Here is a 26,131-nt window from a genome sequence, read left to right on the forward strand (position 1 = left end):
TATTTCCCGCCAAAGGGGCTAATATTCGATTCGCTCCGCCTATTTTCAGGAACTGCCCATGCGTCTTTCCGAGTTCATCGTGGCCAATATCGACCCTATCGTCGATGAGTGGGAACAGTTCGCCGCGACCATCACGCCGGCCGCCGACCATCTGGATTCCACTGCGTTGCGCGATCACGCCAGCGAAATTCTGCGGGCCGCCGCTCGCGACATGAACAAACCGCAAAGCCCCGCCGAACAGGCCGCCAAAGCCAAGGGCGAGGGCCCGGAAAAGACTCCGAGCCTGGATGAGGCCGGCGCCAGCCATGGCGAACTGCGCCACACGGTCGGTTTTGACCTGGTGCAGATGACCAGCGAATTCCGCCATTTGCGCGCCTGCGTGATCCGCCTGTGGGTCAACAGCCTCGAATCGCCTGACATCACCTATTTCCAGGACATGATCCGCTTCAACGAAGCCATCGACGAAGCCCTCGCCGAATCCACTGCGGCCTACGCTGAGCAGGTCAATCGCTCGCGGGATATTTTCCTCGCCATCCTCGGCCATGACCTGCGCGCGCCGCTGCAGGCGGTGAGCATGTCCACCGAGCTGTTGCTGCGCAAAGCCAGCCTTGAGGGCGATGCGCTGGCCTGCGCCCTGCACATCAAGCGCGGTGCGCGACACATGGCGGCGATGGTCAGCGATCTGCTGGAACTGGTGCGCAGTCGCCTGGGCCGTAGCTTGCCGATCGAGCCGGCAGCGATGGATCTGGCCGTTGCGGCGCGAGCGGCGATAGCCGAAGCCTGCGCCGGTAATCCGCTATCCGATCCCAAGCTCACGGTGCACGGCGACACCCGCGGGGTGTGGGACGCCGCGCGAATCGACCAGTTATTGCAAAACCTGATCGGCAACGCCTTGCAGCACGGCACCAGCCAGCGCGACGTGACCCTCGATCTGCGTGGCGAGGGCGACAACGTGTGCCTGTCGGTGCACAACTACGGCACACCGATTTCCGAAGAGGCGATCGGTACGATTTTCGACCCGCTGGTGCGCAGCGCCGACGAAGAGCTCGGGCAGCCGTCGACCAGCCTCGGATTGGGCTTGTTCATCGTCAAGGAAGTGGTGACCGCCCATGGCGGAACGATCGAAGTCAGCTCGAGCGCGGCTGACGGGACGCTGTTCAGTGTGGTGTTGCCGAGAACGCTTTAAGCAGGAAAATCTGCGGTGAAGTCATCGCCGGCAGGCCAGCTCCCACATTTGATCGCATTCCCCAGTGGGAGCTGGCTTGCCAGCGATGAGGCCGGCCAATACCACCGAAAACCTATTCGACCACCAAGCGCCCCAAACGCTGCCTGAGCATCCGGTTCTCCGCCCGCAGTTCATGCACTTCCTCCAGCAGATTCAGTGCCAGCGCGACGCCGTCCCACTCCAGCTCCAGCTCGCGCCGCAACTTCGCGGCGCGCTTGGCCAGGCTCAACTCGTAGTCGGTGAACCGCCATTCCCGGGGCTGCGCGCCCTGAGGTTCGAGGATGCCGTGTTCGACGATTTCGATCACGTAGACGTCCGACAGATCGGCCGCCTCACAGAATTCTGCCATGTCCAGTTGAACGATCAGGGGGCTGCTCATGATGGGCTACTCCGTCGTCGGATTCAGAAGTTCTCTCGTGGGTTGAACGCGGCTTTCTTCGCCAGTTCCTGCCACAGCGCCTTGACCTCGTCGTCGGAGGTTTTCGGCATCACGGCCTTGAGCTGCACGAACAGATAACCGCGCTCACCGGCCTTGTTTTTCAAGCCATGACCCTTGGCGCGCATACGCTGGCCGTTCTGGCTGCCGGCCGGAACCTTGAGGTTGATCTTGCCGGTCAGCGTCGGCACGGCGACTTCAGCGCCCAGCGCCAGCTCCCACGGTGCCAATGGCAAGGTGATGATCAGGTTTTCGCCTTCGACATCGAATTTCGGGTGCGGCGCAAAACGAATGGTCAGGTACAGGTCGCCATTGGCGCCGCCACCGATGCCCGGTGCGCCCTGTCCTTTGAGGCGGATGCGCTCGCCGTCGGTGACGCCCGCCGGGATCTTCACGTTCAGGCTCTTGCTGGTGTTGCTGACGTGTTGACCGTTGGCGTTGTATTGCGGGATCTGGAAGCTGACATTCTTCGATTCGTCCGACAGGGTCTCCTCAAGGAAGACCGGCAGTTCCATTTCCACGTCTTGCCCTCGGCGCCCTGCACTGCGTTGCTGCCGACCCTCGCCGCCACCGAAACCGGCGCCGCGATTGCCGAAGATCGAACTGAAGAAGTCCGAGAAGTCGCCGGTGTCGCCACCGCCGCCACCAAAACCGCCACGGCTCTGCCAGCCCGGCGGGCCCTGGAACGGCTGACCGTGCTGGCCATAACGGCGCAGCTCGTCGTATTCGGCGCGTTTGTCGGCGCTTTTCAGCGCTTCATAGGCTTCCGAGGCGTCCTTGAACTTGGCCTCGGCGTCTTTTTCCTTGCTGACATCGGGGTGGTATTTGCGCGCCAGCTTGCGATAGGCAGCCTTGATTGCCTTGTCGTCCGCTGTCGGCTCCACGCCGAGTATCTTGTAATAGTCTTTGAAGTCCATCGAAGGAATCACCATCCGTTATCGATTTCGCGCCGAGGCCAGCATGCGCTCATTCGCGCGTGCCGGGTTGACCGATCTCAACTTTGTGACCGGGTGGCGCAGCAGAAGTTTATCGGCAGTGGACGACGGTTCTTGCGACCGCCGGTATGTCTGCCGGCCCATGCCAGCAAGTTTGGGGCGAAGCTGCGACTTTCAAGAAGCTTAGTCGTGAAATAGCAGATGACCGGCCTTCGAATCTTGCGCGCACTGACATACACTGCGCGGCCGTTTTTTGACCGGAACCCGAAAGACATGAACAACGCCTCTCCAGCACGTGCCTGCGGTATCGACTTCGGCACCTCCAACTCCACCGTCGGCTGGCTGCGCCCCGGCATGGAAACGATGATCGCGCTGGAAGACGACAAGATCACCCTGCCGTCGGTGGTCTTCTTCAACATCGAAGAGCGCCGTCCGGTTTACGGTCGCCTGGCCCTGCACGAGTACCTGGAAGGCTATGAAGGCCGGCTGATGCGCTCGCTCAAGAGCCTGCTCGGTTCCAAGCTGATCAAGCACGACACCAGCGTTCTCGGCACGGCGATGCCGTTCAAGGACCTGTTGGGGCTGTTCATCGGTCAGCTCAAGAGCCGCGCCGAAACGGCCGCCGGTCGGGAATTCGAGCAAGTGGTACTGGGGCGCCCGGTGTTTTTCGTCGATGACGACCCGCTGGCTGACCAGGAAGCCGAAGACACCCTGGTCGAAGTGGCGCGCAAGCTCGGCTTCAAGGACGTGTCGTTCCAGTACGAACCGATCGCCGCAGCATTCGACTACGAGTCCACCATCGAGAAAGAAGAGCTGGTGCTGATCGTCGACATCGGCGGTGGTACTTCGGACTTCTCGCTGGTGCGCCTGTCGCCCGAGCGTCGCGGCATGGACAACCGTCACGATGACATCCTCGCCACCGGCGGCGTGCACATCGGCGGGACCGACTTCGACAAACAACTGAGCCTGCAAGGCCTGATGCCGCTGTTCGGCTACGGCAGCCGGATGAAGAGCGGCGCCTACATGCCGACCAGTCACCACATGAACCTGGCGACCTGGCACACCATCAACTCGGTGTACTCGCAGAAATCCACCCTGGCGCTGGGCAGCATGCGTTACGACATCGAGGACACCGGCGGTATCGACCGGTTGTTCAAGCTGATCGAACAGCGCGCCGGGCACTGGCTGGCGATGGAAGTCGAAGAAACCAAGATCCAGCTGACCCACGCCGACAGCCGCCACGTGCCGCTGGACCGCATCGAACCGGGCCTTAGCGTGGAACTGAGCCGCGCCCTGTTCGAATCGTCGATCGACGCCTTGCTTGAACGGGTGCGCGGCAGCGTTACGCAGCTGTTGAACGATGCCAACGTGTCAGTGGCGCAGGTCGATACGGTGTTCTTCACCGGCGGTTCGAGCGGCATTCCGGCGCTGCGTAACAGTGTTTCGGCGATGCTGCCGAATGCGCGACATGTGGAAGGCAATATCTTTGGCAGCATTGGCAGCGGTCTGGCGATTGAGGCGATGAAGCGCTACGGTTCGATGGTCTGATCCAGAATCAGCGGCGCGCCATTCGCGAGCAGACTCGCTCCCACAGTGGATCGCATTTCAACTGAAGGAATGCGCTCAAAATGTGGGAGCGAGCCTGCTCGTGAAGAGGCCAGCTCAAACACGACAAACTCTGAATCAAACCATCCCGCCCAGCTTCAACTCACTCTTCAGATACGCGTAATAAATCGGCCCCGCCACCACGCCCGGCAGGCCGAACGCGGCTTCGAACACCAGCATCGCCAGCAGTAATTCCCACGACTTGGCACTGATCTGCCCGCCGACGATGCGCGCGTTGAGGAAGTATTCGAGCTTGTGGATAAAGATCAGATAGCCCAGCGCCGCCACTGCCACCCAGATCGACAGCGACAGGCCGACGATGGTGATCAGCGTGTTCGACATCAGGTTGCCGATCACCGGCAGCAGGCCGAGCAGAAAGGTCAGGACGATCAGGGTCTTGGTCAGCGGCAGTTTGATGCCGAACATCGGCAGGATCACTGCAAGAAAGATCCCGGTAAAGATTGTGTTGAGCAGGGAAATCTTGATCTGCGCGAAGACGATGTTGCGAAAGGCCTGCACCAGCAGGTGCAGGCGGTCAAACAGTGCCGCGGCCAGCGGTTTGCGCTTGGTCACGTCGGGAATGCGCTGCAAGGCGATGATCGCGCCGAGCACCATGCCGATCAGCAGCGTGACAAACATGTGCGCCGCGTCCTTGCCCACCAGTTGCAGCTCGGACAGGTGCTTGCTGGCCCACTGACCGATAGCCACGCGAAACTCTGCGGCACTGGCCGGCAGGTAGGCATCAAGGAACGGCGGCAGTTGCCCCCGCGCGCGATCGACCACGCCCATGAATTTGTCGAGCGAGGCGCCGGGGTTTTCCGCTTCGTGCAGCAGGAAACTGATGGCGCCGGCGAAGATCAGCGCCAGCACACTGACCACCAATGTGCCCAGCAGGGCCACCGCCAGCCAGCGCGCACGCCGGCCTTCGATCAGCCGTTGCAGTTGCGGCGTGAGCATGTTGACCAGCTCGAACACCAGCAGACCGGCCAGCAGGCTGGGCAACAAACGCAGCGGCAACACCAGCAACAGACCGCCACAGATAATGATGCAACTGACCCAAAACACAACATGACGCTCAGAAAACGTTGGCATACAGCCTCAAAACGAACGGCGTAAAAGGATTGGCAGTCTGCCAGCGATCCGGCGCCGAAGCGAGTAGATGCCCAGCATCCTCGTCGCGCCGAAAAGATCGCAGCCTGCGGCAGCTCCTACAGGATCGCGGTCTCATGTAGGAGCTGCCGCAGGCTGCGATCTTTTGATCTTATTTTTTCTTCAGGCAATCACTCATGAAGGTCTTGCGCGCATCGCCGGTCAGCGCCTTGGTTTTCGCATCGGCGTTGCAGGTCTTCATTTTTTCCTGCTGCGGGGTCAGCACTTTGGCGTCATTGGCGGCCGGTGCAGCCTTGAGGCAGGTGCTCATGAAAGTCTTGCGCTCATCGCCCTTGAGGCTCTTGGCGGTAGCATCAGCATTGCAGGTGGTCATTTTGTTCTGTTGCGCCGTGGCGGCAAAACCCTGGGAACACAGCAGCAGACCGATCATCAACAACGGGACACGCAACATCTTCATGGAGTTTTCTCCTTGTCGCCGCATCGATGGATGCGACCTCCGCTGAAGTGTAGCCAAATCTTGTTACACCTTCCTGCCTTACAGGTGGCTACGTCGGTATTGTTCGGGCGTACACCCGGCCTGCCGGGCAAACATGGCGATGAAGGCCGAGGCACCGCTGTAACCCAGATCGAAAGCGATTTCCTGCACGCTCTTCGTGCTTTCCAGCGCCTCGATGGCGGCCAGATAACGCAGGCGCTGACGCCATTCGCCGAAACTCATCCCCAGTTCGCGCACGAACTGGCGGGCCAGCGTCCGCTCGCTGACGTGCACCTGCGCCGCCCAATGCGCGAGCGGCTGGTTATTCCCCGGATCAGCCTGCAACGCGTCGAGGATCGCCAGCAACCCGGGGTTGCTCGCATACGGCAGATAGCACTCATGCACCGGCGCCTGTCGCAGTTGATCGACCAGCACCTGGGCCAGACGCTGATCGGCATCCAGCTCGGGGATCTTCACGTCGCGGGCGGCGAAGTCCCTGAGAATCGCCTTGAGGATGTCGCTGATCGCCAGGGTGCAGGCCCGCGCCGGCAGATCGGCGCAGACCTTCGGATCAAGGCACACCGCGCGATAGTTGACCGGTTGATGGCTGTAGAAACTGTGCTCGACTTGCGGCGGCACCCACACCGCATATTGCGGCGGCGACATGAAGCGGCTGCCGTCGACGTCCATGTGCAGCACGCCGTGAGCCGCGTACTCCAGCGTGCCCCACGGATGCCGGTGCGGCGCGGCGTATTCATGGGCGCTGAAGTCGGCGTAGCGGAAGTACACCGCTGACGGCAGTTCGCTGAAATCCAGCAGATCGATGTGTTTGCTGTTCATGCTGTCCGGTTGCAGAGGCAGGTTGTCCGGTTCGCAGTATAGGGCTGCATCCAGACAGGGGATAATCAGCGTTCATCAACGTTCTGGTTTTAACCCCATGCAATACGCGTTTCCCCTGCTGGCGATTTTCATTTGGGCCGGCAATACCGTGATCAACAAACTGGCGGTCGGGGCGATCTTCCCCGCCGAGATCGGTTTCTATCGCTGGCTGCTCGCCGGCCTGTTGTTCACGCCGTTCATGCTCAAAGCGGTGATCGCCCACTGGCCGCAGATCCGCCCGAACCTGGGTAAGATCTTCATCCTCGGCGTGCTGGGCATGGCGGTCTATCAAAGCCTGGCCTACTTCGCCGCGACCCTGACCACGGCGACCAACATGGGCATCATTCTGTCGCTGATGCCGCTGATGTCGCTGGCCATGGCCATCATCAGCCTCGGCCAGCGCCTGACCGCCGGCGCCTTGTTCGGCGCGATACTGTCGTTCGCCGGTGTGCTGGTGGTGGTGTCGTCCGGCAGCCTCGGCGCCTTGCTGCAACACGGGGTGAACCTGGGCGATGCGATGATGCTGATCGCCACACTGGCCTACGCGATCTACAGCACCCTGCTGAAAAAATGGCAGCTGCGCCTGCCGCCGCTGGTGTTGCTGTATCTGCAGGTGCTGGTGGCGATTGTGGTGCTGTTTCCGCTGTACGCCGCCTCGCCGAAAACCGGTTTCACCGCGCAGAACATTCCGCTGGTGCTGTATGCATGCCTGCTGGCCTCGATGCTCGCGCCGCTGGCGTGGATGCAGGCGGTGCAGCGCCTGGGGCCGAGTCGCACGACCTTGTTCTTTAACCTGCTGCCGTTGATTACCGCGCTGATTGCGGCGGTCGTGTTGAAGGAGCAGTTGGCGATGTATCACCTGGTGGGCGGGGTGTTGACGTTGGGTGGGGTGATTCTTTCCGAACGCTGGACCACCGTTCTAGGCCGCAAACTCAGCGTTGCCTGACAAATTCCTGTGGCGAGGGAGCTTGCTCCCGCTGGGGCGCGAAGCGGCCCCTTTTGTAAAAGCCGGGGCCTGCTGCGCAGTCCAGCGGGAGCAAGCTCCCTCGCCACAAAAGCAGGTTAAACCCCAGCTGCCTTGAGCCGCGCCGCATGCTCGACAAACAACCGCACCGGATCCGCCCCTTTGCCCACCAGCCCCAGCGACTGGTTGACGATATCGAAGTGATCCAGCGGATAGTCGTCGCCAATCACCGTGCCGAGGTGCGAGCTGTAGCGTCCGACCATCCCGTCACACTGCCCCGGCTCACGCACGAAGGTTTTCGCGAACAAGCGGCAGCTGCGGTTAGTGCCGTCGAACAGGTTGCCGCCGCGATCCGTTTTGCCCGGTTGCAACGTCCCTGACCACGAGTAATACCGCACGCCATTGACCTCTTCCGGCCCCTCTCCGCCCCAGGTTTCGGGCAGGCCCTGTGGATAACGCTGATTAAACAGCGCCACCCCTTCACGGGTCAGCGATTGATGCGAAGCATGGATATCCACCGGCAGTTTCGGCCCGTGGTAACCGGTTTCCAGCAGCGCCATCAACCAGCCGACAAAACGCAACAGCACCTCAAGTACGCGGCCCTTGGCGCTGTTCGCCGGGTAGTGTTTCTGTAGATAGTCGGCCAGTTCCGAGCCGTGATTGGGCCCGGCCACGGAGGTTACCGAGGCGACCAGATCCGGCCGTTTTGCAGCGGCATAACGTGCGGTCAACGAACCCTGGCTGTGGCCGAACAGATTGACCCTGGCGGCGCCGGTCTCGCGCAGAATCTCGTCGATGCGCGCCAGCAACTGCTCGCCACGCACCTCGGTGGAATTGAGCGGCGACACCTGCACCGCAATCACCGTCGACCCGCCACGGCGCAACGCCTTGATGATCCCGTACCAGTACGGATACAGCAGCAGCCGGATAAATCCGAGCATGCCCGGCACCAGTACCAGTGGATAACGTGTCGCCGAACTTTGTGACATGGGCAAACATCCTTGTGGTCGCTGAGTGGATGCCAGACGTGCAAAACGCCCGCCAAGCCTCCTCCCTGATGATGACAACTGCACCATCAGCCTACTTCAGGCCCACCACCCCCGCCACAATCAGCCCCACCGACAGCAGTTTGACCAGGGTCAGGCTCTCGCCGAGCAGGGCAAAACCGAGAAACACCGTGCCCAGCGAGCCGATCGCCGTCCAGATCGGATAGGCGATGCTCACCGGCAACTCGCGCATGGCCAACGTCAGGAAGTAGATCCCGCCAATCGCCGCCGCCACCGTGATCAACGACGGCCACAAGCGGGTGAAGCCTTCGGCGTACTTCATGCCCATGGCGAAAGTCACCTCGAAGCCGGCGGCGATCAGCAGGAACAGCCAGGCCACCTAGAACCTCCGGGCGAGATCGAGCAAACGCTGCTCGGCCTCGGCCACTGACACCGCGAAGGTGCGCTCGGCCGACTCTTCGCCCTCGGCCGCGACCACGCTGACGTCGTTGATGCCGACGAAACCCAGCGCCGTACGCAGCCATGGATCGGCGTGGTTGAGGGCTTCCAGCTCACCACCCGGGCCGAAGCCGAAACCGCCACGACTGGTGACGATCAGCGCTTTCTTGCCTTGCAACAGCGGCGTGTACTGGGCCACACCATTGTCCAGGGTGTGGTCGAACGTGAGGCCCAAACGTACGATCTGATCGACCCAGGCCTTGAGGCCGCTGGGTACGCTGAAGTTGTACATCGGCGTGGAAATCAGCAGCAGGTCATGCTCGAACAACTCGCCGACCAGTTGATCGCTGAGCGCCAGATCGGCCTGCATCGACAGCGGCCGTGCTTCGGGTTCAGGGTGAAACGCAGCGGCAACAAAGGCTTCGTTGACTGGCGGGATCAGTGCGCGCCCGACTTCACGACGGGTGACCTGCGCCTGCGGATGGCGCAATTGCCAGGCGCTGAGAAAGATTTCCGCGAGGCGCCGTGAATGCGAACGCTCACCCCGTGGGCTGGCATGAATCGCAAGAATTTTGCTCATCTGTATTTCCTCCGGACTAGAATCAAACGGCTTGTGGCTTGCAGCTTGAAGCTCATCGCTGCGTCCATTCAACTGAGCAAAAATCAGTCGGGATGAATCCATTTCATCCATGGAGTATTCAATGTTCGCCTCGTTGCCGCTGACCGCCCTGCGCGCCTTCGAATCCGCTTCGCGGCTACTGAGTTTCAAGGCTGCCGCCGAAGAGTTGTCGGTCACGCCGACGGCGATTTCTCATCAGATTCGCGCGCTGGAAGACTGGCTCGGCGTGGCGCTGTTCGAACGTTTGCCACGTCAGGTACGCCTGACCGAAGGTGGCGAGCGGTTGTTTCGCAGCCTGCACGGCGCGCTGCTGGAAGTCGCGCAAAGCGTCGACACCCTGCGTCCGCAGCGCAGTGGCAGCAGCCTGACACTGTCGACCACCGCCGCGTTTGCCGCGCTGTGGCTGGTGCCGCGCCTCGGAAGGTTTTATGCGCAACACCCGAACATCAATGTGCGCCTCGACACCCACTGCGAAGTCATCGACCTGCATCAAGACGCCAGCGTCGATCTGGTGCTGCGCTACAGCCTCGACGATTACCCCAATCTTTACGGCGTGTGCCTGTTCGATGAGTCCTTCGGCGTGTACGGATCGCCGGAACAGGTGGCGCTGGCCGCCCGGCGCACACCGGCGCTGATCAGCGTGCGTTGGCACAACTCGAAGCTGTATGCCCACGGCTGGCAAGCGTGGTGTGCCCGCTCCGGTGAACGGTGGCTGAACCAGCATCCGGCGATTCGCGAATACGACGAAGAGCACTACGCCCTGCAAGCAGCGATTGCCGGACAAGGCCTGGTGCTGGCGAGCAATGTTCTGGTCTCGCAGAGCATCGCCAGTGGGTTGCTGGTGCCATACAAGGGGCAGGTGCAGGTCAATGGTGCCGGGTACAGCGCGTTGTGTGTGCCGGGACGGGAACGGCATCCGCCGGTGCGTGCATTTTTTGCCTGGTTACAGGAGGAGGCCGTGTTGTCCGGACTGACGCCAAGATCGCAGCCTTCGGCAGCGCCTACAGGGGGGACGGTGGAAATCTGATAAAACTTTTTGCGTCGCTCAGGACTCACAACCTGGGTAAGCGATCACGTCCGCAGAACGTGGCGCCAATCGGATTAGCCTCCAGGAGACTGAAATGAGCGACCTGCATTTGTCTGATGTTCAAACCCTGCGCGAACGCGCACGGCAACACGTCGAAAACGGCGCGGTAACCGAGAGCTACAGCGCCAACCGTGAAGAGGTGCTGCGCTTGCTCAACGAATCGCTGGCCACTGAACTGGTCTGCGTGCTGCGCTACAAGCGTCACTACTTCATGGCCAACGGTCTGAAAGCCAACGTGGCCGCCGACGAATTCCTCGAACACGCGACCCAGGAAGCGCAACACGCCGACCGTCTGGCCGAGCGCATTGTGCAACTGGGCGGCGAGCCGGAGTTCAACCCGGACCTGCTGTCGAAAATGTCTCACGCCCAATATGTGGCCGGGAACACCTTGAAGGAAATGGTCTACGAAGACTTGGTGGCCGAACGGATCGCCATCGACAGCTACCGCGAGATCATCCAGTACATCGGCGAGAAAGACCCGACCACCCGCCGCATCTTCGAAGACATCCTCGCGCAGGAAGAAGAGCATGCGGATGACATGGCCGACATTCTGAAAGACCTGTAAGCCCTTCAAAACCGCCTTCGCGAGCAGGCTCGCTCCCACACAGGAATCCATTTCAAATGTGAGAGCGAGGCTGCTCGCGAAGGGGTCGCAACAGATGCCAAAAGATCGCAGCCTGCGGCAGCGCCTGCAGAGGATTGCATTTTCCTGTAGGCGCTGCCGCAGGCTGCGATCTTTTGCTTTTGCCTTTACTTGGTCGGCTTGACGGTCACTGGCGCCTTGCCCGCCTTCATCTGCTCAAGCAGCGGCGCACACTGGTTCGGTTCCCCGCCACTCGGCGCCACCAGCGCCAGCAGCCCCGCCGCCGGTGCAGCAATTACGCCCAGCGCGACCATCCCCGCTCCGCGCAGCATCAACGGCACGGCCTTGACCCCGGCGTCCGGCTTGATGAACTTGCCGCGCACGTACAGCGGTGAACGCAGCGAAATCAAACGCCAGCCCTTGGACTCCGGCGTCACCGTCAGGTCCAGTTGCTCGGTGGCCATGTTCGCCGTGCCGTCGATATAGATGATCGCGTTCTCGGTATCGAACACAAACAGCCGCGTGGTTGCCAGACCAGTCTTGATGTCAAAGTCCGCCGCTGCACAGTTGATCTTCACTTCCTTGTCGCCAAAGATCTTGCCGATCACATAGTTGCCGACGTTGAGCCCTGCCAGCTCCATCAGCTCACGGCTGATCGCACCGTCGTTGATCAGCATCTTCAACTGGCCATTGGCGCCGCCGAGCAGCTTGGCCACCGAGTTGCCGCGACCGCTGATATCAGCGTCGCCATTGAGCTCACCAAAACTGGTTTTCATCGGTTCGAAGGTCGGGAACAACTGCTTGAGCTTGAACCCGCGCGCGGTCAGCTTGGCGCGGCCTTCCATAGGTTCGGTGCGACCGTTGAGGCGGATCTGCGCATCCAGATTGCCGCCGGCCACGCCGAAGCGCAGCGGTTCGAGGCTGAGTTCGCCGTCGTTGAGTTTCAGGTGGGTATAAAGGTCGGTGAACGGCAGTTTTTCGCTGTGGACGATGCGCTTGCCGGTGAACTCGACGTCGGCATCCATCGCGCGCCAGCGGTCGGTCTTGAATTCTTCCACCGGCAGCACTTTGTCAGTCGGCTGCTTGCTCTCGCCGCCGCGGGCCTTCTGCTTGTCATTGGAATCGGCGCCGATCAGTGGCGCGAGGTCGGCGAACAGCAATTGATTGGACAGCAACGCGCCGCTGAGCTTGGGCCGTGGCTGGCTGGCGACATAGGTCAGATCGCCGTGAATGTCACTGCCGCCGATCTTGCCGTTGAACTGCTCATAGGTGAATTTTGCGCCTGCGGCGTCATGCAATTTGGCGATCAAGTGACCGTCGGTGGAATACGGCGGCGTATCCGGCAGGGTCACGCCCGTCAGTGGATAGAGGTTACCGAGGCTGGCACCGGCCAGTTTCAGACGCAGATCGAGGGCGCCGAGGTTCATCGGGTCGGTCAAGGTGCCGGCGAGTTCGATGCTGGTGGCGCCGATCTTCGCCTGAGCCTGCAGCGGGAACGGTTTGTTCGCATCCTGCAACGCCAGCAGCCCGCCGATCTTGCCCTGGCCGGTGAGGCTCTGGCCGTGGTATTGGCCTTTGACCTTCAGCGCGAACGCATAGTCCTGCGGCGCAGCGCCTTTGTCCTGCGCGGTCTTCGCGGCTTTGGCGCCAACGATATCGCTGAACGGAATCGGTTTGCCCAGCGGATCGATCACCACGTCGAGATTGGTCTTCAGCGTCTGATCGTCAAGCGTGACGTGGCCCTTGTCGAAGCCAATCGCACCGATGTCCACCACCCAGTTCGACGGTTCGGCATTCGGGTCTTTCGGGTCGAACTTGAAGGTCCAGTTGGCGCGACCATCGGCCAGGCGTTGCAGTTGCGCATTGGGTTCGGTCAGGTCGATGCGCGGGATGGTCACCCGTTGCGCCAGCAGTGCCAGCGGCGAGATGCGCAGTTCCACGCGTTTGAGCGTGACCATCTGCGGCTGCTTCGACCAGTCCGGGTTGCCCAGCGTCAGGTCTTCAGCCACCACGTGCGGCCACGGCACCCAGGCCCGCCAGCCGCCCTCCTCCGGCTCGCGCTGCCAGATCACCGCGAGGTTGCCATTGATGGCGAACGGTCGATGCAGTTCTTCCGAGACTTTGGCGTTGAGCGGCGGTTTGATCCGGTTCCAATCGAAGAACACGATGATCAGAACCAGTACCGCCAGCAGCAGTAAGAGGGTGGCGAAGGTCCAACTGAAGATTTTTCCGGTGCGCGTCATGCACAAAACTCCTGATGACGACCGCACGCCGATTTCGCGACGCACAGCTGAAACGGCGGGCCAAAGCGGCCCTCATGAAATCTACGACTGGCAAACAGTGCGCAGGTTTAATCGGAATATAGATTCCGCGGCAAAAAATCGCCCGAATGCTGACCGATTGGTCGAACAGCGTTACCGCTGCCCGCACATTTGCGAGGCGCGAGTGAGTCGAAAATACCCACTGCGGTGCAAAACCACCGCCCGCAAACGCCCGAGCTAGAGCGCCTCGGCAGAACAATCAATTCTGTTGATTATTACCATTGCGTTTATGAACTTTTATATCGACTTATCGAGAGTAGCATTGGCTTCGTACCCACTTTATCGCCCTCCCAAGGAGCAACTCATCATGAAACGCCAATTACTGCTCAGCCTTACCCTGTCGATGCTAGCCAGCACTGCTTTCGCCCTGCCCGCTGCCGAACAGGCTACCCCACAAGTGAAATCCAGCCACTCGGTGTTCAGCCAGACCGTTGCTGCTGATGGCGGCGACCGCACTCCACAAGGCCAGACCCTGGCTGAAAACGGCCGTAATCGTCTGGAAGAAAAAGGCCTGGTACAAGATGGCTACGACAAGACGCCACAAGGCCAAGCTGTAGCAGAAGGCGGCCGTGATCGCCTGGAAGAGAAAGGTCTGGTTCAGGACGGCTATGACAAGACTCCACAAGGTCAGACTCTGGCTTCCGATGGCAGCGACCGCACTCCACAAGGCCAGACTCTGGCTTCTGATGGCAGCGACCGCACTCCACAAGGTCAGACTCTGGCTTCTGATGGCAGCGACCGCACTCCACAGGGCCAGACCCTTGCTGAAGACGGTTTCGATAAAACCCCACTGGGCCAAGCCGTTGCAGAAGGCGGTGGTGACCGTGTGATCGAACGCAACAGCGCTTTGAGCTAAGCCCATGGCGGCCCGGAAAAAAAGCCCAATCAGCCGATTGGGCTTTTGACTTTTTCAGCCCCGGCCAATCGCAATAGCGTATTTCCCCGTTGACTCTCCCCCTGCCGTTCGACGCCAGCGAAGCCGATTTGCTAGAGTGCGGCGCTTGTCCCGCTCAAGAAAACACCTTTGCGATGCTGCCCCGCGCCGAACAGAAACAACAGACCCGCAACGCCCTGATGGACGCTGCCCGCCATTTGATGGAAAGCGGCCGAGGATTCGGCAGCCTGAGCCTGCGCGAAGTGACCAAGACCGCCGGCATCGTGCCCACCGGTTTCTATCGGCATTTTGCCGACATGGACGAACTCGGTCTGGTGCTGGTCAGTGAAGTCGGCCAGACCTTCCGCGAAACCATCCGCCTGGTCCGCCACAATGAATTCGTCATGGGCGGCATCATCGATGCGTCGGTGCGGATCTTCCTCGACGTGGTCAGCGCCAACCGTTCGCAATTCCTGTTTCTCGCCCGCGAGCAGTACGGCGGTTCGCAACCGGTGCGTCAGGCGATTGGCCGCCTGCGCGAAAACATCAGCGCTGACCTTGCGGCCGACCTGACGCTGATGCCCAAGCTGCAACATCTGGATGCTGCCGGCCTGAGCGTGATCGCTGACCTGATCGTCAAATCGGTATTCGCCACCCTGCCGGACATCATCGACCCGCCTGCCGAAGCCCTGCCGGAACATCTGACGCCGCAGGCAAAGATCACTCAGCAACTGCGCTTCATCTTTATCGGCCTCAAGCACTGGCAAGGGCTGGGCAGTACCGAGTAAAGATCAAAAGATCGCAGCCTTCGGCAGCTCCTACACCAATTCTCTGTAGGAGCTGCCGAAGGCTGCGATCTTTTTCATGGGCCACAAATTGGTGCATGTAAAAATCTTCATGCACCAAAACCTTCCATAATTCTGCAACATCTTGAAACATCCTCTACGCTCCGACAGGGATTTCCTACATCTCGTCCGGTTGGCAAGCCCCTTGCTCTAGCCCTCCCTACAAGTCCACTGCTGGAAGCTTTCCGATGCTGGTGATTCATCGCAGAATCGACCCTCAACCTGTCTGGTCCGCCGAGTTGCACCTGACCTTCGAAGCGCGGAGCAAGAGCCGCCTGCGCTGTTTCAGTGCCGATAGCGAAGACGTCGGGTTGTTTCTGGAGCGCGGTCAGGCACCGTTATATGACGGCGAATGCCTGCAGGCCGAAGACGGCCGCATCGTTCGCGTCTGCGCCCGCCCCGAGCAACTGCTGCACGTCACCTGCGCCAATGCTTTCGAACTGACCCGCGCCGCTTATCACCTGGGCAACCGCCACGTCGCCTTGCAAGTCGGCGATGGCTGGCTGCGTCTGCTCGACGATTACGTGCTCAAGGCGATGCTCGAACAGCTCGGCGCCCAGGTCGAGGCGATTGAAGCGCCGTTCCAGCCGGAACACGGTGCCTACGGCGGCGGCCATCACCATTCGCGGCATGGCGACGAAGATTTCAACTACGCGCCCAAACTCCATCAGTTCGGCGTACGCCTGTGAATCCGGCCTGGGCGCTGTTGCGCCTGGCCAGTCCGCAATTGCCGATTGGCGGCTACAGCTATTCACAAGGCCTGGAAATGGCGGTGGATAACGGCCGCGTGAACAACCCGGACAGCGCCCGCCGCTGGATCAGCGATCAACTACTGCTCAACCTCGCGCGTTTCGAGGCGCCGCTGCTGCTTGCTCATTGTCAGGCCGCGGCCGAGGAAAACTGGCCCGAGTTGCTGCGCCTCTGCGAAACCCACCGCGCCAGCCGCGAGACCCGCGAGTTGCATCTGGAAAGCCGGCAGATGGGTTACTCGCTGCAGCAGTTGCTCAACGGTTTGCCGGAACTCGACGCTGCGGCTCGCAGCTTTCTTGAGCGATGCGCAGAACCGCACTTGGCCCTCGGCTGGGCTCTGGCGGCCCGCGCCTGGGGCATCAACCCGCAGGACGCGCTCGCCGCGTGGCTGTGGAGCTGGCTGGAAAACCAGCTCGCGGTACTGATGAAAACCCTGCCGCTGGGCCAGCAAGCCGCCCAGCGCCTGACCAGCGAACTGTTGCCGCTGCTGCAACAGGCGCAGCAGGACGCCACCCGCATCAATCCCGAACACATCGGCAGCGCCGCATTCGGCCTGTCCCTGGCGTGCATGGCGCATGAGCGCCAGTACAGCCGTCTGTTTCGCTCTTAGGGCCTGTCATCTTGGAGAAGCACATGAACACACAACCCCTGCGCGTCGGCATCGGCGGCCCGGTCGGTTCCGGCAAGACTGCATTGACTCTGGCCCTGTGCCTGGCGCTGCGCGACCGCTACAACCTGGCCGTCGTCACCAACGACATCTACACCCGCGAAGACGCCGACTTTCTGGTGCGCAACGAAGCGCTGGCACCGGAGCGGATCATCGGCGTGGAAACCGGTGGCTGTCCGCACACAGCAATCCGTGAAGACGCCTCAATCAACCTCGAAGCGGTCGATCAACTGAACCGGCGCTTTCCGGGGCTGGACCTGATTCTGGTGGAATCCGGCGGCGACAACCTGTCGGCGACCTTCAGTCCGGAGCTGTCGGATCTGACTATCTACGTGATCGACGTCTCCGCCGGCGACAAGTTGCCGCGCAAGGGCGGCCCGGGGATCTGCAAGTCAGATCTGTTGGTGATCAACAAGATCGACCTCGCGCCGCTGGTCGGTGCTTCGCTGGAGATGATGGACAGCGACACCAAGCGCATGCGCAACGGCAAGCCATTCGTCTTCAGCAACCAGAAAACCGGCCACGGCCTGGAAGACATCATCGCCTTCATCGAGCGCCAAGGCCTGCTGAACGCCGCCTGATTTATTGACCAACAAGGAAGCCTCTCCATGACACTCAAACGCATTCTCGGCGCCGTGGCGCTGCTGCTGACCCCGGCCCTGGCCTTCGCCCACCCGGGCCACGGCGACAGTGGACTGGTCGCCGGTATCAGCCACCCGATCGGCGGCCTCGACCACTTGCTGGCGATGGTCGCGGTCGGCCTGTGGGCGGCGCAGCAACAAGGCGCGGCGCGCTGGGCGCTGCCATGCACGTTTGTCGGCACCATGCTGATCGGCGGCATGCTCGGGTTTGAAGGGCTGGAGCTGCCGGCGCTGGAAAGCGGGATTGCTGCTTCGGTACTGGCGCTGGGTCTGGCGGTGGCGCTGGCGGTGCGTCCGCCGCTGGTAATGGCGGTGGCCGCAACGGCACTGTTTGCGCTGTTCCATGGCGTGGCGCATGGCCTGGAGCTGCCGGACATGAGCAGCCCCTGGGCGTATGCCGCCGGTTTCGTCGCGGCGACTGCGGCGCTGCATGCAGCGGGTTATGGCCTGGTGCGTTTGTTGCCTCAAGCTGCCGCGCCGCTGGTGCGACTGGCGGGTGCTGCTTCGGCGCTGACTGGCGCATGGTTGCTGGCCGGCTGATCTCTATCACCTGAGCGGCCCCTTCGCGAGCAAGCCCGCGCCCACACTGGGATGCGTTCTCCTGTAGGAGCTGCCGCAGGCTGCGATCTTTTGATCTGGCGTTTAACAGCCAAAGTCAAAAGATCGCAGCTTGCGGCAGCTCCTACAGAATCATGTTAAGTAAGCGATTCAATTATGGGAGCGGGCTTGCTGGCGATAGCGGACTGACAGACACCGCGTCTCATCAGGCCGCCGCTCTGCTACCATGTCGCGCAATCGCCCCAGCCGTGACGACGTCCGCCAATGCCCCATGCTTGCCGCTCCACCTCCCTGCCTGAATTGACCGCCCTGTTCAGCGACGTGCAACAGCACTTTCTGAACGTGATCGTGCCGCTCTGGCAAGGCCCGGGCTGGAACGCCGACATGGCGCTGCCCTACGAGGCACTCGATGCGGCGCATCAACCCTTGCCACCGCAACGCTATCGGGCGATGGCCTGCGCACGGCAGCTGTACCTGTTTTCCAGCCTGATCGGGGTTGTGGATAACGCCGAGGTGCGCGCCGCCGCACTGTTCCGCTCGCTGCAGCGGCACTTCCATGATGCCGAGCACGGCGGCTGGTTCTACAGCATCGACGCGCAAGGCAAGCCGCTGGATCAGCGCAAAGACCTCTACACCCACGCCTTCATCCTGTTCGCCTGCGCTCATTACTGGGCCAAGTCCCGCGAACCGCTGGTGGAATCCACGCTGAACGCCGCGCTGGAAGTCATCGGCCGGCGCTTCGCCACCGGCGATGGCTTGTACGAAGCCTGCCTGGACCGCGACTGGATCACCCTGCAAACCGGTCCGCTGCAAAACCCGCTGATGCACTTGGCAGAAGCGTTCCTCGCCACGTTGGCGGTGCGTGAAGACGCGTCTACGCAGCAAGCTCTGATCGAGTTATGCACAGCCATGCACAAGCAGTTCGTCGACCCGCAACACGGGGTGTTGATGGAAAAACCGCTGGGGGCTGTGGATAACTGGTACGAGCCGGGACATCAGTTCGAGTGGTATTTCCTGCTTGAGTCTTCAGCCCTGCTGCGCGGCTCGAAACTGCATGCAGCGCTGGACCGGGCATTCACTTTCACCGAGCAATTCGGCGTTGAACAACCTTCAGGTGCAGTGCGGGCGATGCTCGATCTGGAACTGGACGGTCGCCCTAAAGATTCGACTCAGCGGATCTGGGCTCAGGCGGAATACCTGCGCGCCCTGACCTTGCGCCCGGACAGCGAAGCCACTGTGCTACGCCAGTTGCAGGCGCTGCAGCAGCGTTTTCTGCATGCGGGCGGTTGGCATGAGTGCCGGGATGAGCTGGGAGAGGTCAGCCGCAAGGACATGCCTTCGACGACGCCCTATCACTTGGCGACGTGCTACAGCGGATTGGCTGAATACCTGAAATGACGGACTGAACTTATCCTGTGGCGAGGGAGCTTGCTCCCGCTTGAGTGCGCAGCACTCACAAAAATCTGGGGCCGCTTCGCAGCCCAGCACGAGCAAGCTCGCTCGCTCGCCACAGGAGATTCACCCGCTCTGAATCAGGCAATCCACTTCTTGTCGCCCGTAAAGCTGATGGTCAACCAGCGTGCCGCATCCGGCTCGCCAAGCTGCGCCGAGATCTCCTCGCGCAACGCGTCCAGCTGACCCACATTGCTCAGCGCATAATCCGCCGGCAACACCACATGAATCTCGATGAACCGCGCCCGCCCGTGCTTCTGCACGTAGGTCACGTAGTCGTCGAAACCATGCTCGCTCTTCGCGGCTTCCATTACCTGGCGCACCTGATCATCCAGGCTGTCCGGGGCAATACCCAGCACATCACGCAGCGCCGGGCCGAGGATCTTGAACGCCGGCGGCAGCATGGTCAGGGCCAGCACGATCAGGATCAGCGGGTCGACAAATTTCGCCCACTCGTCGAAGCCCTGGGCCTTGAGCAGCAGCGCCGCGAGAAAACTGATCAACAGACCCACCGAGAGCATCGCGTCCACCAGCCAACTGATGTTGTCGAACTGGATCAGGCTGGACTTGAGCTTGCGATTGCGCCGGCGCACGTAGAAGAAGTAGGCGAATTCAACGACGGTGAACACCGCTGCATAAATGATCACCAGCCCCAGCTCGATGTCGCGGCCACCGTTGATGATGCCGAACACACCGTTGAGAAACGCATAGATGGCGATCAACAGCAGGAAGCTGCCTTCGATCAGCAGCACCATCGGCTCCAGATGCCAGAAACCGAACTGAAAGCGGTGATTGCTTTCTTTGGCGATCAGCCTGGCAGTGATCAGCATCAGTACTTTGATGAACGTTGCGATCAGCGAGAAAAAACCATCAAAAAGGATGGATTGCGAACCTGAAACAAAACCGGTAACGATCCCGGCAATCGACACCGCGAACATCAGGATGGTCGATTGTTTGAGCAGCGACTGCTCACCTCGGTTACTCACGTAGCCTCCTCTAAAAACCTTTGAACCGCGGGGTGCGGTCGGGTTATTGGGGGATGAGTTTACCTTATCGCCGATTTTGCCCGGTTCTGTGGCGAGGGAGCTTGCTCCCGCTGGGGTGCGGAGCGCCCCCGCTCTTCAGTTCCAAAAAAGCGGGCCTGCTGCGCAGTCCAGCGGGAGCAAGCTCCCTCGCCACAGGGTCTTATGCCTTGTTACGTTCGATGGCAAACCCGGCCCAGGTCTGGCTCACCGGCATCAGCTCCAGGCTGTTGATATTGATGTGCGCCGGGGCATTCAGTACCCAGAAGATGGTCTCGGCGATGTCCTGCGGCTGGATCGGCTCGGCACCGGCGTAGGTGGCGTTGTAACGCTCCTGGTCACCGGCAAAACGCACCAGCGAAAATTCGCTTTCGCACAGGCCTGGCTCGATGTTGCTGACGCGCACACCTGTACCCTGCAGGTCGCAACGCAGGTTCAGCGAGAATTGCTTAACGAACGCCTTGGTCGCGCCATACACGTGGCTGCCGGGGTACGGATAGTTACCGGCGATGGAGCCAAGGTTGACGATGCCGGCGCCACGACCGTGTGCGATCAGACGCGGCAGCAGCAGACGGGTGCTGTACATCAGACCTTTGACGTTGGTATCGACCATGGTGTCCCAGTCGTCGAGGTCGCATTTCGGGGCCGGATCGACACCGAGCGCCAGCCCGGCATTGTTGATCAGGCCACGCAGCTTGGCGAACGACGGCGGCAGATTGGCAATCGCCTCTTCCATCGCCTTGCGGTCACGCACGTCGAGCACCAGGCCATGCACTTCGGTCTGCTTCGACAACTCGGCGCACAGTGCATCGAGACGTTCTGCACGACGGCCGGTCAACACCAGTTTCCAGCCAGCCTCGGCGAAACGACGGGCGCAGGCTTCACCAAAACCGGAGGTTGCGCCGGTAATAAACAGGGTGTTGGACATCGTGTTCTCCTTGCGTCGGCCGCCAGCGCAGCCATTGGAATAGAAAATCAGCAGCCAGCATGCCCGGCCCGGCACGGACGAGCAACATCAACCCAAGCAGGAGCTGCCGCAGGCTGCGATCTTTTGACTTTTAGGGGCAAGATCAAAAGATCGCAGCCTCTGGCAGCTCCTACACAAACGCATTCCTGATCAAAATTTGATCAATGGCTGCTACGCCATGTGGAGCGTGGCCTGTAGCCATGTGCACGCACGTTATCCACAGTCCCTTCCACAGTTTCCGGGGGCAAGTGCAAACGCGCAAAGCCGCGCCACACAAGGCTTTGCGCGGAAAATAGAAAGTTTTTTGCTTGACCCTGAAGCAGCTGTTGTGCGGGAGATGGCATTTTGCACGACTGGCCGGTCAGCGCAGTGATTGCGCGAGGCCAGTAATTACGGCACTCAGCGCGGTCTTTCCAGAGTTTAGTCACAGACTTATCCACAGGGTTGTTCACATCGGATGGTCACTACAGCGCAACCTAGAAAAATATTGACAACAGCGTCTTCAGCCCGCGCAAAAACGCCTGATCAAAAATCAACCGCCAGCCTGAAAGCCACGGTTAACAAGGGCTGCAGCCAGCTACTCCCACGTTATTCACAGCCAGCTCCACAGCAAACGGGGACAAGTCAAAACTGTGGAAAAACAGCCATTTGCAGCGTCTATATGTCGCGCTTTGGCAGCTATGGGAATTTGTTTTCCACAATTTCAGAATGTGCTTGATGTTCTGGCTTGATTGCATGTAGGAGCTGCCGAACCTTCGGCAGCTCCTACATTGGAATTCATGGTGGACTTGAGAAGTAAAAAAGCCCCGGGACTCGCGTCGCCGGGGCTGTGCATGACAACGATTGAATCAGTGCCCGCCCAGATAAGCGTTACGCACCTCCTCATTCACCAACAACTCCTTGCCGGTACCGGTCAGGCGTATTTCGCCGTTGACCATCACATACGCCCGATCCGACAGCTTCAGCGCATGGTTGGCGTTCTGCTCGACGAGGAAAATGGTCATGCCGGTTTTCGCCAGTTCACGCAGGGTGGCGAAGATCTGTTTCACCACGATCGGCGCCAGGCCCAGGCTCGGCTCATCGAGCAACAACAGCTTCGGCCGACTCATCAGGGCGCGGGCAATAGCGAGCATCTGCTGCTCGCCGCCGGACATGGTCATCGCCCGCTGAGTGCGGCGCTCTTCGAGCCGCGGGAACAGCTCGAACATGCGCTGCATGTCCTCCTTGGCGTACTTGTCGCCAATCGGGATGGTGCCCATCAGCAGGTTCTCCTCGACGGTCATGTCGGGGAACACCCGCCGCCCTTCCGGCGACTGCGCGATGCCGTTGGAGGCAATGTAGTGCGAGGACTTGTGGGTGATGTCGACGCCTTGGTAGAGGATCTGCCCACCCGCCGCACGCGGCTGGCCGAAGATCGACATCAGCAGCGTCGATTTACCCGCGCCGTTGGAGCCGATCAGGCTGACGGTCTCGCCTTCATTGATCTGCAGCGACACGCCTTTGAGGGCCTGGATCGGGCCGTAGAACACGTCCAGGTCTTTGAGTTCGAGGATCGGTTTGCTCATACCAGCTCCTCTTCGTCGGCGCCCAGGTAGGCGGCAATCACTTTCGGATCGTTGCGGATCGCGTCGGGCCCGCCTTCGGCGATGACCACGCCGTGATCCAGCACCACGATGTGGTCGGAAATGCTCATGACCATGCCCATGTCGTGTTCGATCAGCACCACGGTCAGATCATGCTCGTCGCGCAGCAGCCGGATCATCGCGCTCAGCGCTTCGGTTTCCTGAGGGTTGAGGCCGGCGGCCGGTTCGTCGAGACAGATGATCTGCGGCCGTGTGCACATGGCCCGGGCGATCTCCAGACGGCGTTGCTGGCCGTAGGACAGTTCACCGGCCAGACGGTTGGCGCAGTCCACCAGATCGACCACTTCCAGCCAGTAGAACGCGCAGTCCAGCGCATCGCTTTCGGCCTTGCGGTAGCCCTTGGTGTTGAGGATGCCGGCGAGCATGTTGCGGTTGACCCACATGTGCTGCGCCACCAGCAGGTTTTCCAGCACCGACATTTCCTTGAACAGGCGAATGTTCTGGAACGTCCGGGCCAGGCCGGCGCGGTTCACCAGGTGGGTGCCGCCGAACATCTTGTAGTACAGGCGACTGAGGAAGCTTTTCGGCGACACAAAGTCGGTCGGCTTGAACGACTCGCCCAGCAGCTGGATGACGTTGGTCTGCTTGCCGCGCACGTTGAGTTCGATCTTGCCGCCAGAGGCCTTGTAGAACCCGGTCAGGCAGTTGAACACCGTGGTCTTGCCGGCGCCGTTGGGGCCGATCAGGGCGAAGATCGAGTTGCGTTTGACCTTGAGGCTGACATCGCTCAGGGCCTTGATGCCACCGAAGTGCATCATCAGTTTTTCCACAGAGAGTACGACTTCACTCATGGCGCAGTCCTCTCATAGTGAATGGCACCTTTGCGTGGAGTGACCCCGGTACGGCTGATGCGAATCAGCCCTCGTGGTCGCCAGATCATCATCAACACCATCAGGATGCCGAACAGCAGCACGCGATATTCAGCGAAGCCGCGCAGCAGTTCCGGAGCAACCGTCAACACGAATGCCGCAATCACCACGCCGATGGTCGAGCCCATACCGCCGAGCACGACGATGGCGAGGATCAGCGCCGATTCGAAGAAGGTGAACGAGGTCGGGTTGACGAAGCCCTGGTAGGTGGCGAAAAACACCCCGGCCAGGCCCGCGGTCGATGCACCGATGGTGAACGCCGAAAGCTTGACCAGTACGTGGTTGAGGCCCATCGAGCGGCAGGCGATTTCATCTTCGCGCAGGGCTTCCCAAGCGCGACCCACCGGCATTTTCACCAGACGATGTTTGATGTACAGCACGGCCAGTACCACCAGGAACAACACCGTGTAGATGAAGTAATACTTCACGTCCGGGTTGTAGGCGATGCCGAAGAACTCATGGAACGGCACCCCGCCATCCTTGGCCCGCTTGCCTAACTCCAGACCGAAGAAGGTCGGCAGCGGCGCCGGCATGCCGTTGGGACCGCCGGTCAGCGACAGCCAGTTGTTGAGGATCAGGCGAATGATTTCACCGAAGCCCAGGGTCACGATTGCCAGATAGTCGCCGTGCAGACGCAGCACCGGGAAACCGAGGATGCAGCCGGCCAAACCGGCAGTGATTGCCGCCAGTGGCAATACGGTCCAGAAGCCCAGCCCCAGATATTGATAACCGAGCGCGAGACCGTAGGCACCGATGGCGTAGAACGCCACGTAACCGAGATCGAGCAGACCGGCGAGGCCGACCACAATGTTCAGCCCCAGACCCAGCAGCACGTAGATCAGCCCGAGGATGACCACGCCCAGCAGGTACGAGTTGGAGACAAACGGCACGATGGCCGCGAGCACGATCAGCAGCGGAATGATCCAGCGCAGGCGTGATTTGTGATCGGCAGGCAGCACATGTACACCGGAACCGGTGCTCTCGAATCCGTCGAGAATCTTCAGGCCCTTGGGCGTCTGCAGAAACAGGCTCAAGGCAAAGCGGCCGATCATCACAATGCCGATAAGCCACGCCACGCGGGTCGGTTCAAGGTTGAAGCTATAGCCTTCGAGCACGACGCCGACAATCGGACCGAACACGATCAGGGCAATCAGGCCGGCCAGAATCGCCTCAACCAGGCTTTTTTTGATATCGATATTTTTTTGAGTGGTTGAAGACATCGCTTACACCTTCGACACAAGAGGACGGCCCAACAGGCCCTGAGGCCGGAAGACCAGAACAAGTACGAGCAGCGAGAAGCTGAACACGTCTTTGTAGTCGGAGTTGACCAGGCCCGAGAACAGCGACTCGGAGATGCCGAGAATGATTCCGCCGAGCATCGCGCCGGGCAGTGAGCCGATCCCGCCAAGCACTGCGGCGGTGAACGCCTTGATGCCGATGACGAAGCCTGCGTAGAAGTCGAACGTGCCGTAGTTCATGGTGATCAGCACGCCGGCCAGAGCCGCCATCGCTGCACCGATGATGAACACATAGGAAATCACCCGGTCGGTGTTGATCCCGAGGATCGAAGCCATCTTGCGGTCTTGCTGGGTGGCGCGGCACATGCGGCCGAGCTTGGTGTACTTGATGACATAGGTCAGCAGACCCATGCCGACGAACGCGGCGACCAGAATGAATACCTTGGTGTAGGTGAGCTGGACGAAACCTGTGCCGACGTCGATGCGCCAGGCACCGGTGAGCAGCGTCGGAACACCCTGTTGGCGGGCGCCCTGGCTGATCTGGGCATAGTTTTGCAGGATCAGGGAGATGCCGATGGCGCTGATCAGCGGTGCCAGTCGGGTGGAGTTGCGCAAAGGTTTGTAGGCGACGCGTTCGATTACCCAGCCGTAGACGCCGGTGACAACGATGGTGAAGACCAGCGTGCCGAGCATCAACAGCGGGAAGGATTCGATACCGAAGTAAGCCAGCAGAGCCAGACTGATTGCCGCGAGGTACGCGGAAATCATGTAAACCTCGCCGTGGGCGAAGTTGATCATGCCGATGATGCCGTAGACCATTGTGTAGCCGATGGCGATCAGGCCATAGACCGACCCGAGGGTCAGGCCGTTGACCAGTTGCTGCAGGAAAATACCATCCATAACGCAATCTCACGCAATGAG

Annotated in this window: 27 protein-coding genes; 12 read left to right on the forward strand and 15 right to left on the reverse strand. The window is 60.8% G+C overall.

Translation table 11 applies throughout. The features are described 5' to 3' along the window. Positions 1-58 precede the first annotated feature (58 nt). Entirely contained in the window at positions 59-1,186 is a 1,128-nt protein-coding gene (locus tag BW33_RS19380) for a sensor histidine kinase (protein WP_047600624.1), read from the forward strand. A 112-nt stretch (positions 1,187-1,298) separates the two neighbouring features. Here the strand turns inward: BW33_RS19380 and BW33_RS19385 are convergent, their stop codons facing one another. Beyond that, positions 1,299-1,604, reverse strand: a complete 306-nt coding sequence (locus BW33_RS19385; protein ID WP_047600625.1) for a chaperone modulator CbpM — start codon at positions 1,602-1,604, stop codon at positions 1,299-1,301. A gap of 23 nt (positions 1,605-1,627) precedes the next feature. Continuing rightward, the gene (locus BW33_RS19390) at positions 1,628-2,578 is read right to left on the reverse strand and encodes a DnaJ C-terminal domain-containing protein (RefSeq protein WP_047601078.1); all 951 of its coding nucleotides are present in this window, start codon (positions 2,576-2,578) and stop codon (positions 1,628-1,630) included. A 291-nt stretch (positions 2,579-2,869) separates the two neighbouring features. Between BW33_RS19390 and BW33_RS19395 the strand changes: the two genes are divergently transcribed. Further along, on the forward strand, positions 2,870-4,144 hold the full coding sequence (locus BW33_RS19395) for an Hsp70 family protein (RefSeq protein ID WP_047600627.1): 1,275 nt from the start codon (positions 2,870-2,872) through the stop codon (positions 4,142-4,144). A 135-nt stretch (positions 4,145-4,279) separates the two neighbouring features. Here BW33_RS19395 and BW33_RS19400 read toward each other — a convergent pair whose 3' ends face one another. From BW33_RS19400 to BW33_RS19410, 3 genes are all read right to left on the reverse strand, one after another. Continuing rightward, positions 4,280-5,293: an AI-2E family transporter gene (locus tag BW33_RS19400; RefSeq protein ID WP_047600630.1), complete on the reverse strand. Its 1,014-nt coding sequence runs from the start codon at positions 5,291-5,293 to the stop codon at positions 4,280-4,282. A 169-nt stretch (positions 5,294-5,462) separates the two neighbouring features. Continuing rightward, positions 5,463-5,768: a PsiF family protein gene (locus tag BW33_RS19405; RefSeq protein WP_003221193.1), complete on the reverse strand. Its 306-nt coding sequence runs from the start codon at positions 5,766-5,768 to the stop codon at positions 5,463-5,465. A 78-nt stretch (positions 5,769-5,846) separates the two neighbouring features. Continuing rightward, complete coding sequence (locus BW33_RS19410) at positions 5,847-6,626, reverse strand: AraC family transcriptional regulator (RefSeq protein ID WP_047600634.1); 780 nt, start codon at positions 6,624-6,626, stop codon at positions 5,847-5,849. 97 nt (positions 6,627-6,723) lie between these two features. Here BW33_RS19410 and BW33_RS19415 point away from each other — a divergent pair, with 97 nt between their 5' ends. After that, the gene (locus tag BW33_RS19415; protein ID WP_047600636.1) at positions 6,724-7,611 is read left to right on the forward strand and encodes a DMT family transporter; all 888 of its coding nucleotides are present in this window, start codon (positions 6,724-6,726) and stop codon (positions 7,609-7,611) included. Between the two features lie 116 nt (positions 7,612-7,727). Here BW33_RS19415 and BW33_RS19420 read toward each other — a convergent pair whose 3' ends face one another. The 3 genes from BW33_RS19420 to BW33_RS19430 all read right to left on the reverse strand — a co-directional run bounded on the left by BW33_RS19420 (position 7,728) and on the right by BW33_RS19430 (position 9,654). After that, positions 7,728-8,618 carry an esterase/lipase family protein gene (locus BW33_RS19420; protein WP_047600637.1) on the reverse strand — a complete coding sequence of 297 codons (891 nt, stop codon included), beginning with the start codon at positions 8,616-8,618 and terminating at the stop codon, positions 7,728-7,730. Between the two features lie 91 nt (positions 8,619-8,709). Further along, positions 8,710-9,015 carry a DMT family transporter gene (locus BW33_RS19425; protein WP_047600640.1) on the reverse strand — a complete coding sequence of 102 codons (306 nt, stop codon included), beginning with the start codon at positions 9,013-9,015 and terminating at the stop codon, positions 8,710-8,712. Continuing rightward, entirely contained in the window at positions 9,016-9,654 is a 639-nt protein-coding gene (locus BW33_RS19430) for an FMN-dependent NADH-azoreductase (RefSeq protein ID WP_047600641.1), read from the reverse strand. A gap of 109 nt (positions 9,655-9,763) precedes the next feature. Between BW33_RS19430 and BW33_RS19435 the strand changes: the two genes are divergently transcribed. Together BW33_RS19435 and BW33_RS19440 are read left to right on the forward strand one after the other, a co-directional pair. Further along, a complete protein-coding gene (locus tag BW33_RS19435; protein ID WP_177327509.1) occupies positions 9,764-10,720 on the forward strand; it encodes a LysR substrate-binding domain-containing protein in 957 nt (318 codons plus the stop codon). Between the two features lie 94 nt (positions 10,721-10,814). Then, a complete protein-coding gene (locus BW33_RS19440) occupies positions 10,815-11,345 on the forward strand; it encodes a ferritin-like domain-containing protein (RefSeq protein WP_047600645.1) in 531 nt (176 codons plus the stop codon). 185 nt (positions 11,346-11,530) lie between these two features. On the opposite strand, the gene BW33_RS19445 is transcribed toward BW33_RS19440, so the two are convergent. After that, positions 11,531-13,606 (reverse strand): AsmA family protein, encoded by a 2,076-nt coding sequence (locus tag BW33_RS19445; protein ID WP_047600647.1) that lies wholly within the window; start codon positions 13,604-13,606, stop codon positions 11,531-11,533. 385 nt (positions 13,607-13,991) lie between these two features. Between BW33_RS19445 and BW33_RS19450 the strand changes: the two genes are divergently transcribed. The 7 genes from BW33_RS19450 to BW33_RS19480 all read left to right on the forward strand — a co-directional run bounded on the left by BW33_RS19450 (position 13,992) and on the right by BW33_RS19480 (position 19,417). Further along, positions 13,992-14,540: a hypothetical protein gene (locus tag BW33_RS19450; protein WP_047600649.1), complete on the forward strand. Its 549-nt coding sequence runs from the start codon at positions 13,992-13,994 to the stop codon at positions 14,538-14,540. 173 nt (positions 14,541-14,713) lie between these two features. Continuing rightward, positions 14,714-15,346, forward strand: coding sequence for a TetR family transcriptional regulator (locus BW33_RS19455; RefSeq protein ID WP_027613541.1), 633 nt, complete (start codon positions 14,714-14,716; stop codon positions 15,344-15,346). Between the two features lie 245 nt (positions 15,347-15,591). Continuing rightward, the gene (ureE, locus tag BW33_RS19460; protein ID WP_047600652.1) at positions 15,592-16,092 is read left to right on the forward strand and encodes an urease accessory protein UreE; all 501 of its coding nucleotides are present in this window, start codon (positions 15,592-15,594) and stop codon (positions 16,090-16,092) included. Further along, positions 16,089-16,763 carry an urease accessory protein UreF gene (locus BW33_RS19465; RefSeq protein ID WP_047600654.1) on the forward strand — a complete coding sequence of 225 codons (675 nt, stop codon included), beginning with the start codon at positions 16,089-16,091 and terminating at the stop codon, positions 16,761-16,763. Before ureE ends, BW33_RS19465 begins: the two co-directional genes overlap by 4 nt. A 23-nt stretch (positions 16,764-16,786) precedes the next feature. Further along, a complete protein-coding gene (gene ureG, locus BW33_RS19470) occupies positions 16,787-17,401 on the forward strand; it encodes an urease accessory protein UreG (protein ID WP_047600658.1) in 615 nt (204 codons plus the stop codon). A 27-nt stretch (positions 17,402-17,428) separates the two neighbouring features. After that, positions 17,429-18,001 carry a HupE/UreJ family protein gene (locus tag BW33_RS19475; RefSeq protein WP_047600661.1) on the forward strand — a complete coding sequence of 191 codons (573 nt, stop codon included), beginning with the start codon at positions 17,429-17,431 and terminating at the stop codon, positions 17,999-18,001. A gap of 282 nt (positions 18,002-18,283) precedes the next feature. Beyond that, complete coding sequence (locus tag BW33_RS19480; RefSeq protein ID WP_047600662.1) at positions 18,284-19,417, forward strand: AGE family epimerase/isomerase; 1,134 nt, start codon at positions 18,284-18,286, stop codon at positions 19,415-19,417. A gap of 134 nt (positions 19,418-19,551) precedes the next feature. Here the strand turns inward: BW33_RS19480 and BW33_RS19485 are convergent, their stop codons facing one another. From BW33_RS19485 to BW33_RS19510, 6 genes are all read right to left on the reverse strand, one after another. Continuing rightward, positions 19,552-20,457, reverse strand: a complete 906-nt coding sequence (locus BW33_RS19485) for a cation diffusion facilitator family transporter (protein ID WP_047600665.1) — start codon at positions 20,455-20,457, stop codon at positions 19,552-19,554. Between the two features lie 199 nt (positions 20,458-20,656). Then, the gene (locus tag BW33_RS19490; RefSeq protein WP_027613536.1) at positions 20,657-21,421 is read right to left on the reverse strand and encodes an SDR family oxidoreductase; all 765 of its coding nucleotides are present in this window, start codon (positions 21,419-21,421) and stop codon (positions 20,657-20,659) included. A gap of 887 nt (positions 21,422-22,308) precedes the next feature. Continuing rightward, positions 22,309-23,025, reverse strand: coding sequence for an ABC transporter ATP-binding protein (locus BW33_RS19495; RefSeq protein ID WP_047600666.1), 717 nt, complete (start codon positions 23,023-23,025; stop codon positions 22,309-22,311). Further along, entirely contained in the window at positions 23,022-23,894 is an 873-nt protein-coding gene (locus tag BW33_RS19500) for an ABC transporter ATP-binding protein (protein WP_041065624.1), read from the reverse strand. Before BW33_RS19500 ends, BW33_RS19495 begins: the two co-directional genes overlap by 4 nt. After that, the gene (gene livM / locus BW33_RS19505) at positions 23,891-25,192 is read right to left on the reverse strand and encodes a high-affinity branched-chain amino acid ABC transporter permease LivM (protein ID WP_047600669.1); all 1,302 of its coding nucleotides are present in this window, start codon (positions 25,190-25,192) and stop codon (positions 23,891-23,893) included. The genes BW33_RS19500 and livM overlap by 4 nt, the downstream gene beginning before the upstream one ends. 3 nt (positions 25,193-25,195) lie before the next feature. Then, on the reverse strand, positions 25,196-26,110 hold the full coding sequence (locus BW33_RS19510; RefSeq protein ID WP_003221160.1) for an ABC transporter permease subunit: 915 nt from the start codon (positions 26,108-26,110) through the stop codon (positions 25,196-25,198). Positions 26,111-26,131: the final 21 nt, after the last annotated feature.

The sequence above is a fragment of the Pseudomonas sp. RIT288 genome (assembly GCF_000631985.1).
Lineage (GTDB): Bacteria > Pseudomonadota > Gammaproteobacteria > Pseudomonadales > Pseudomonadaceae > Aquipseudomonas.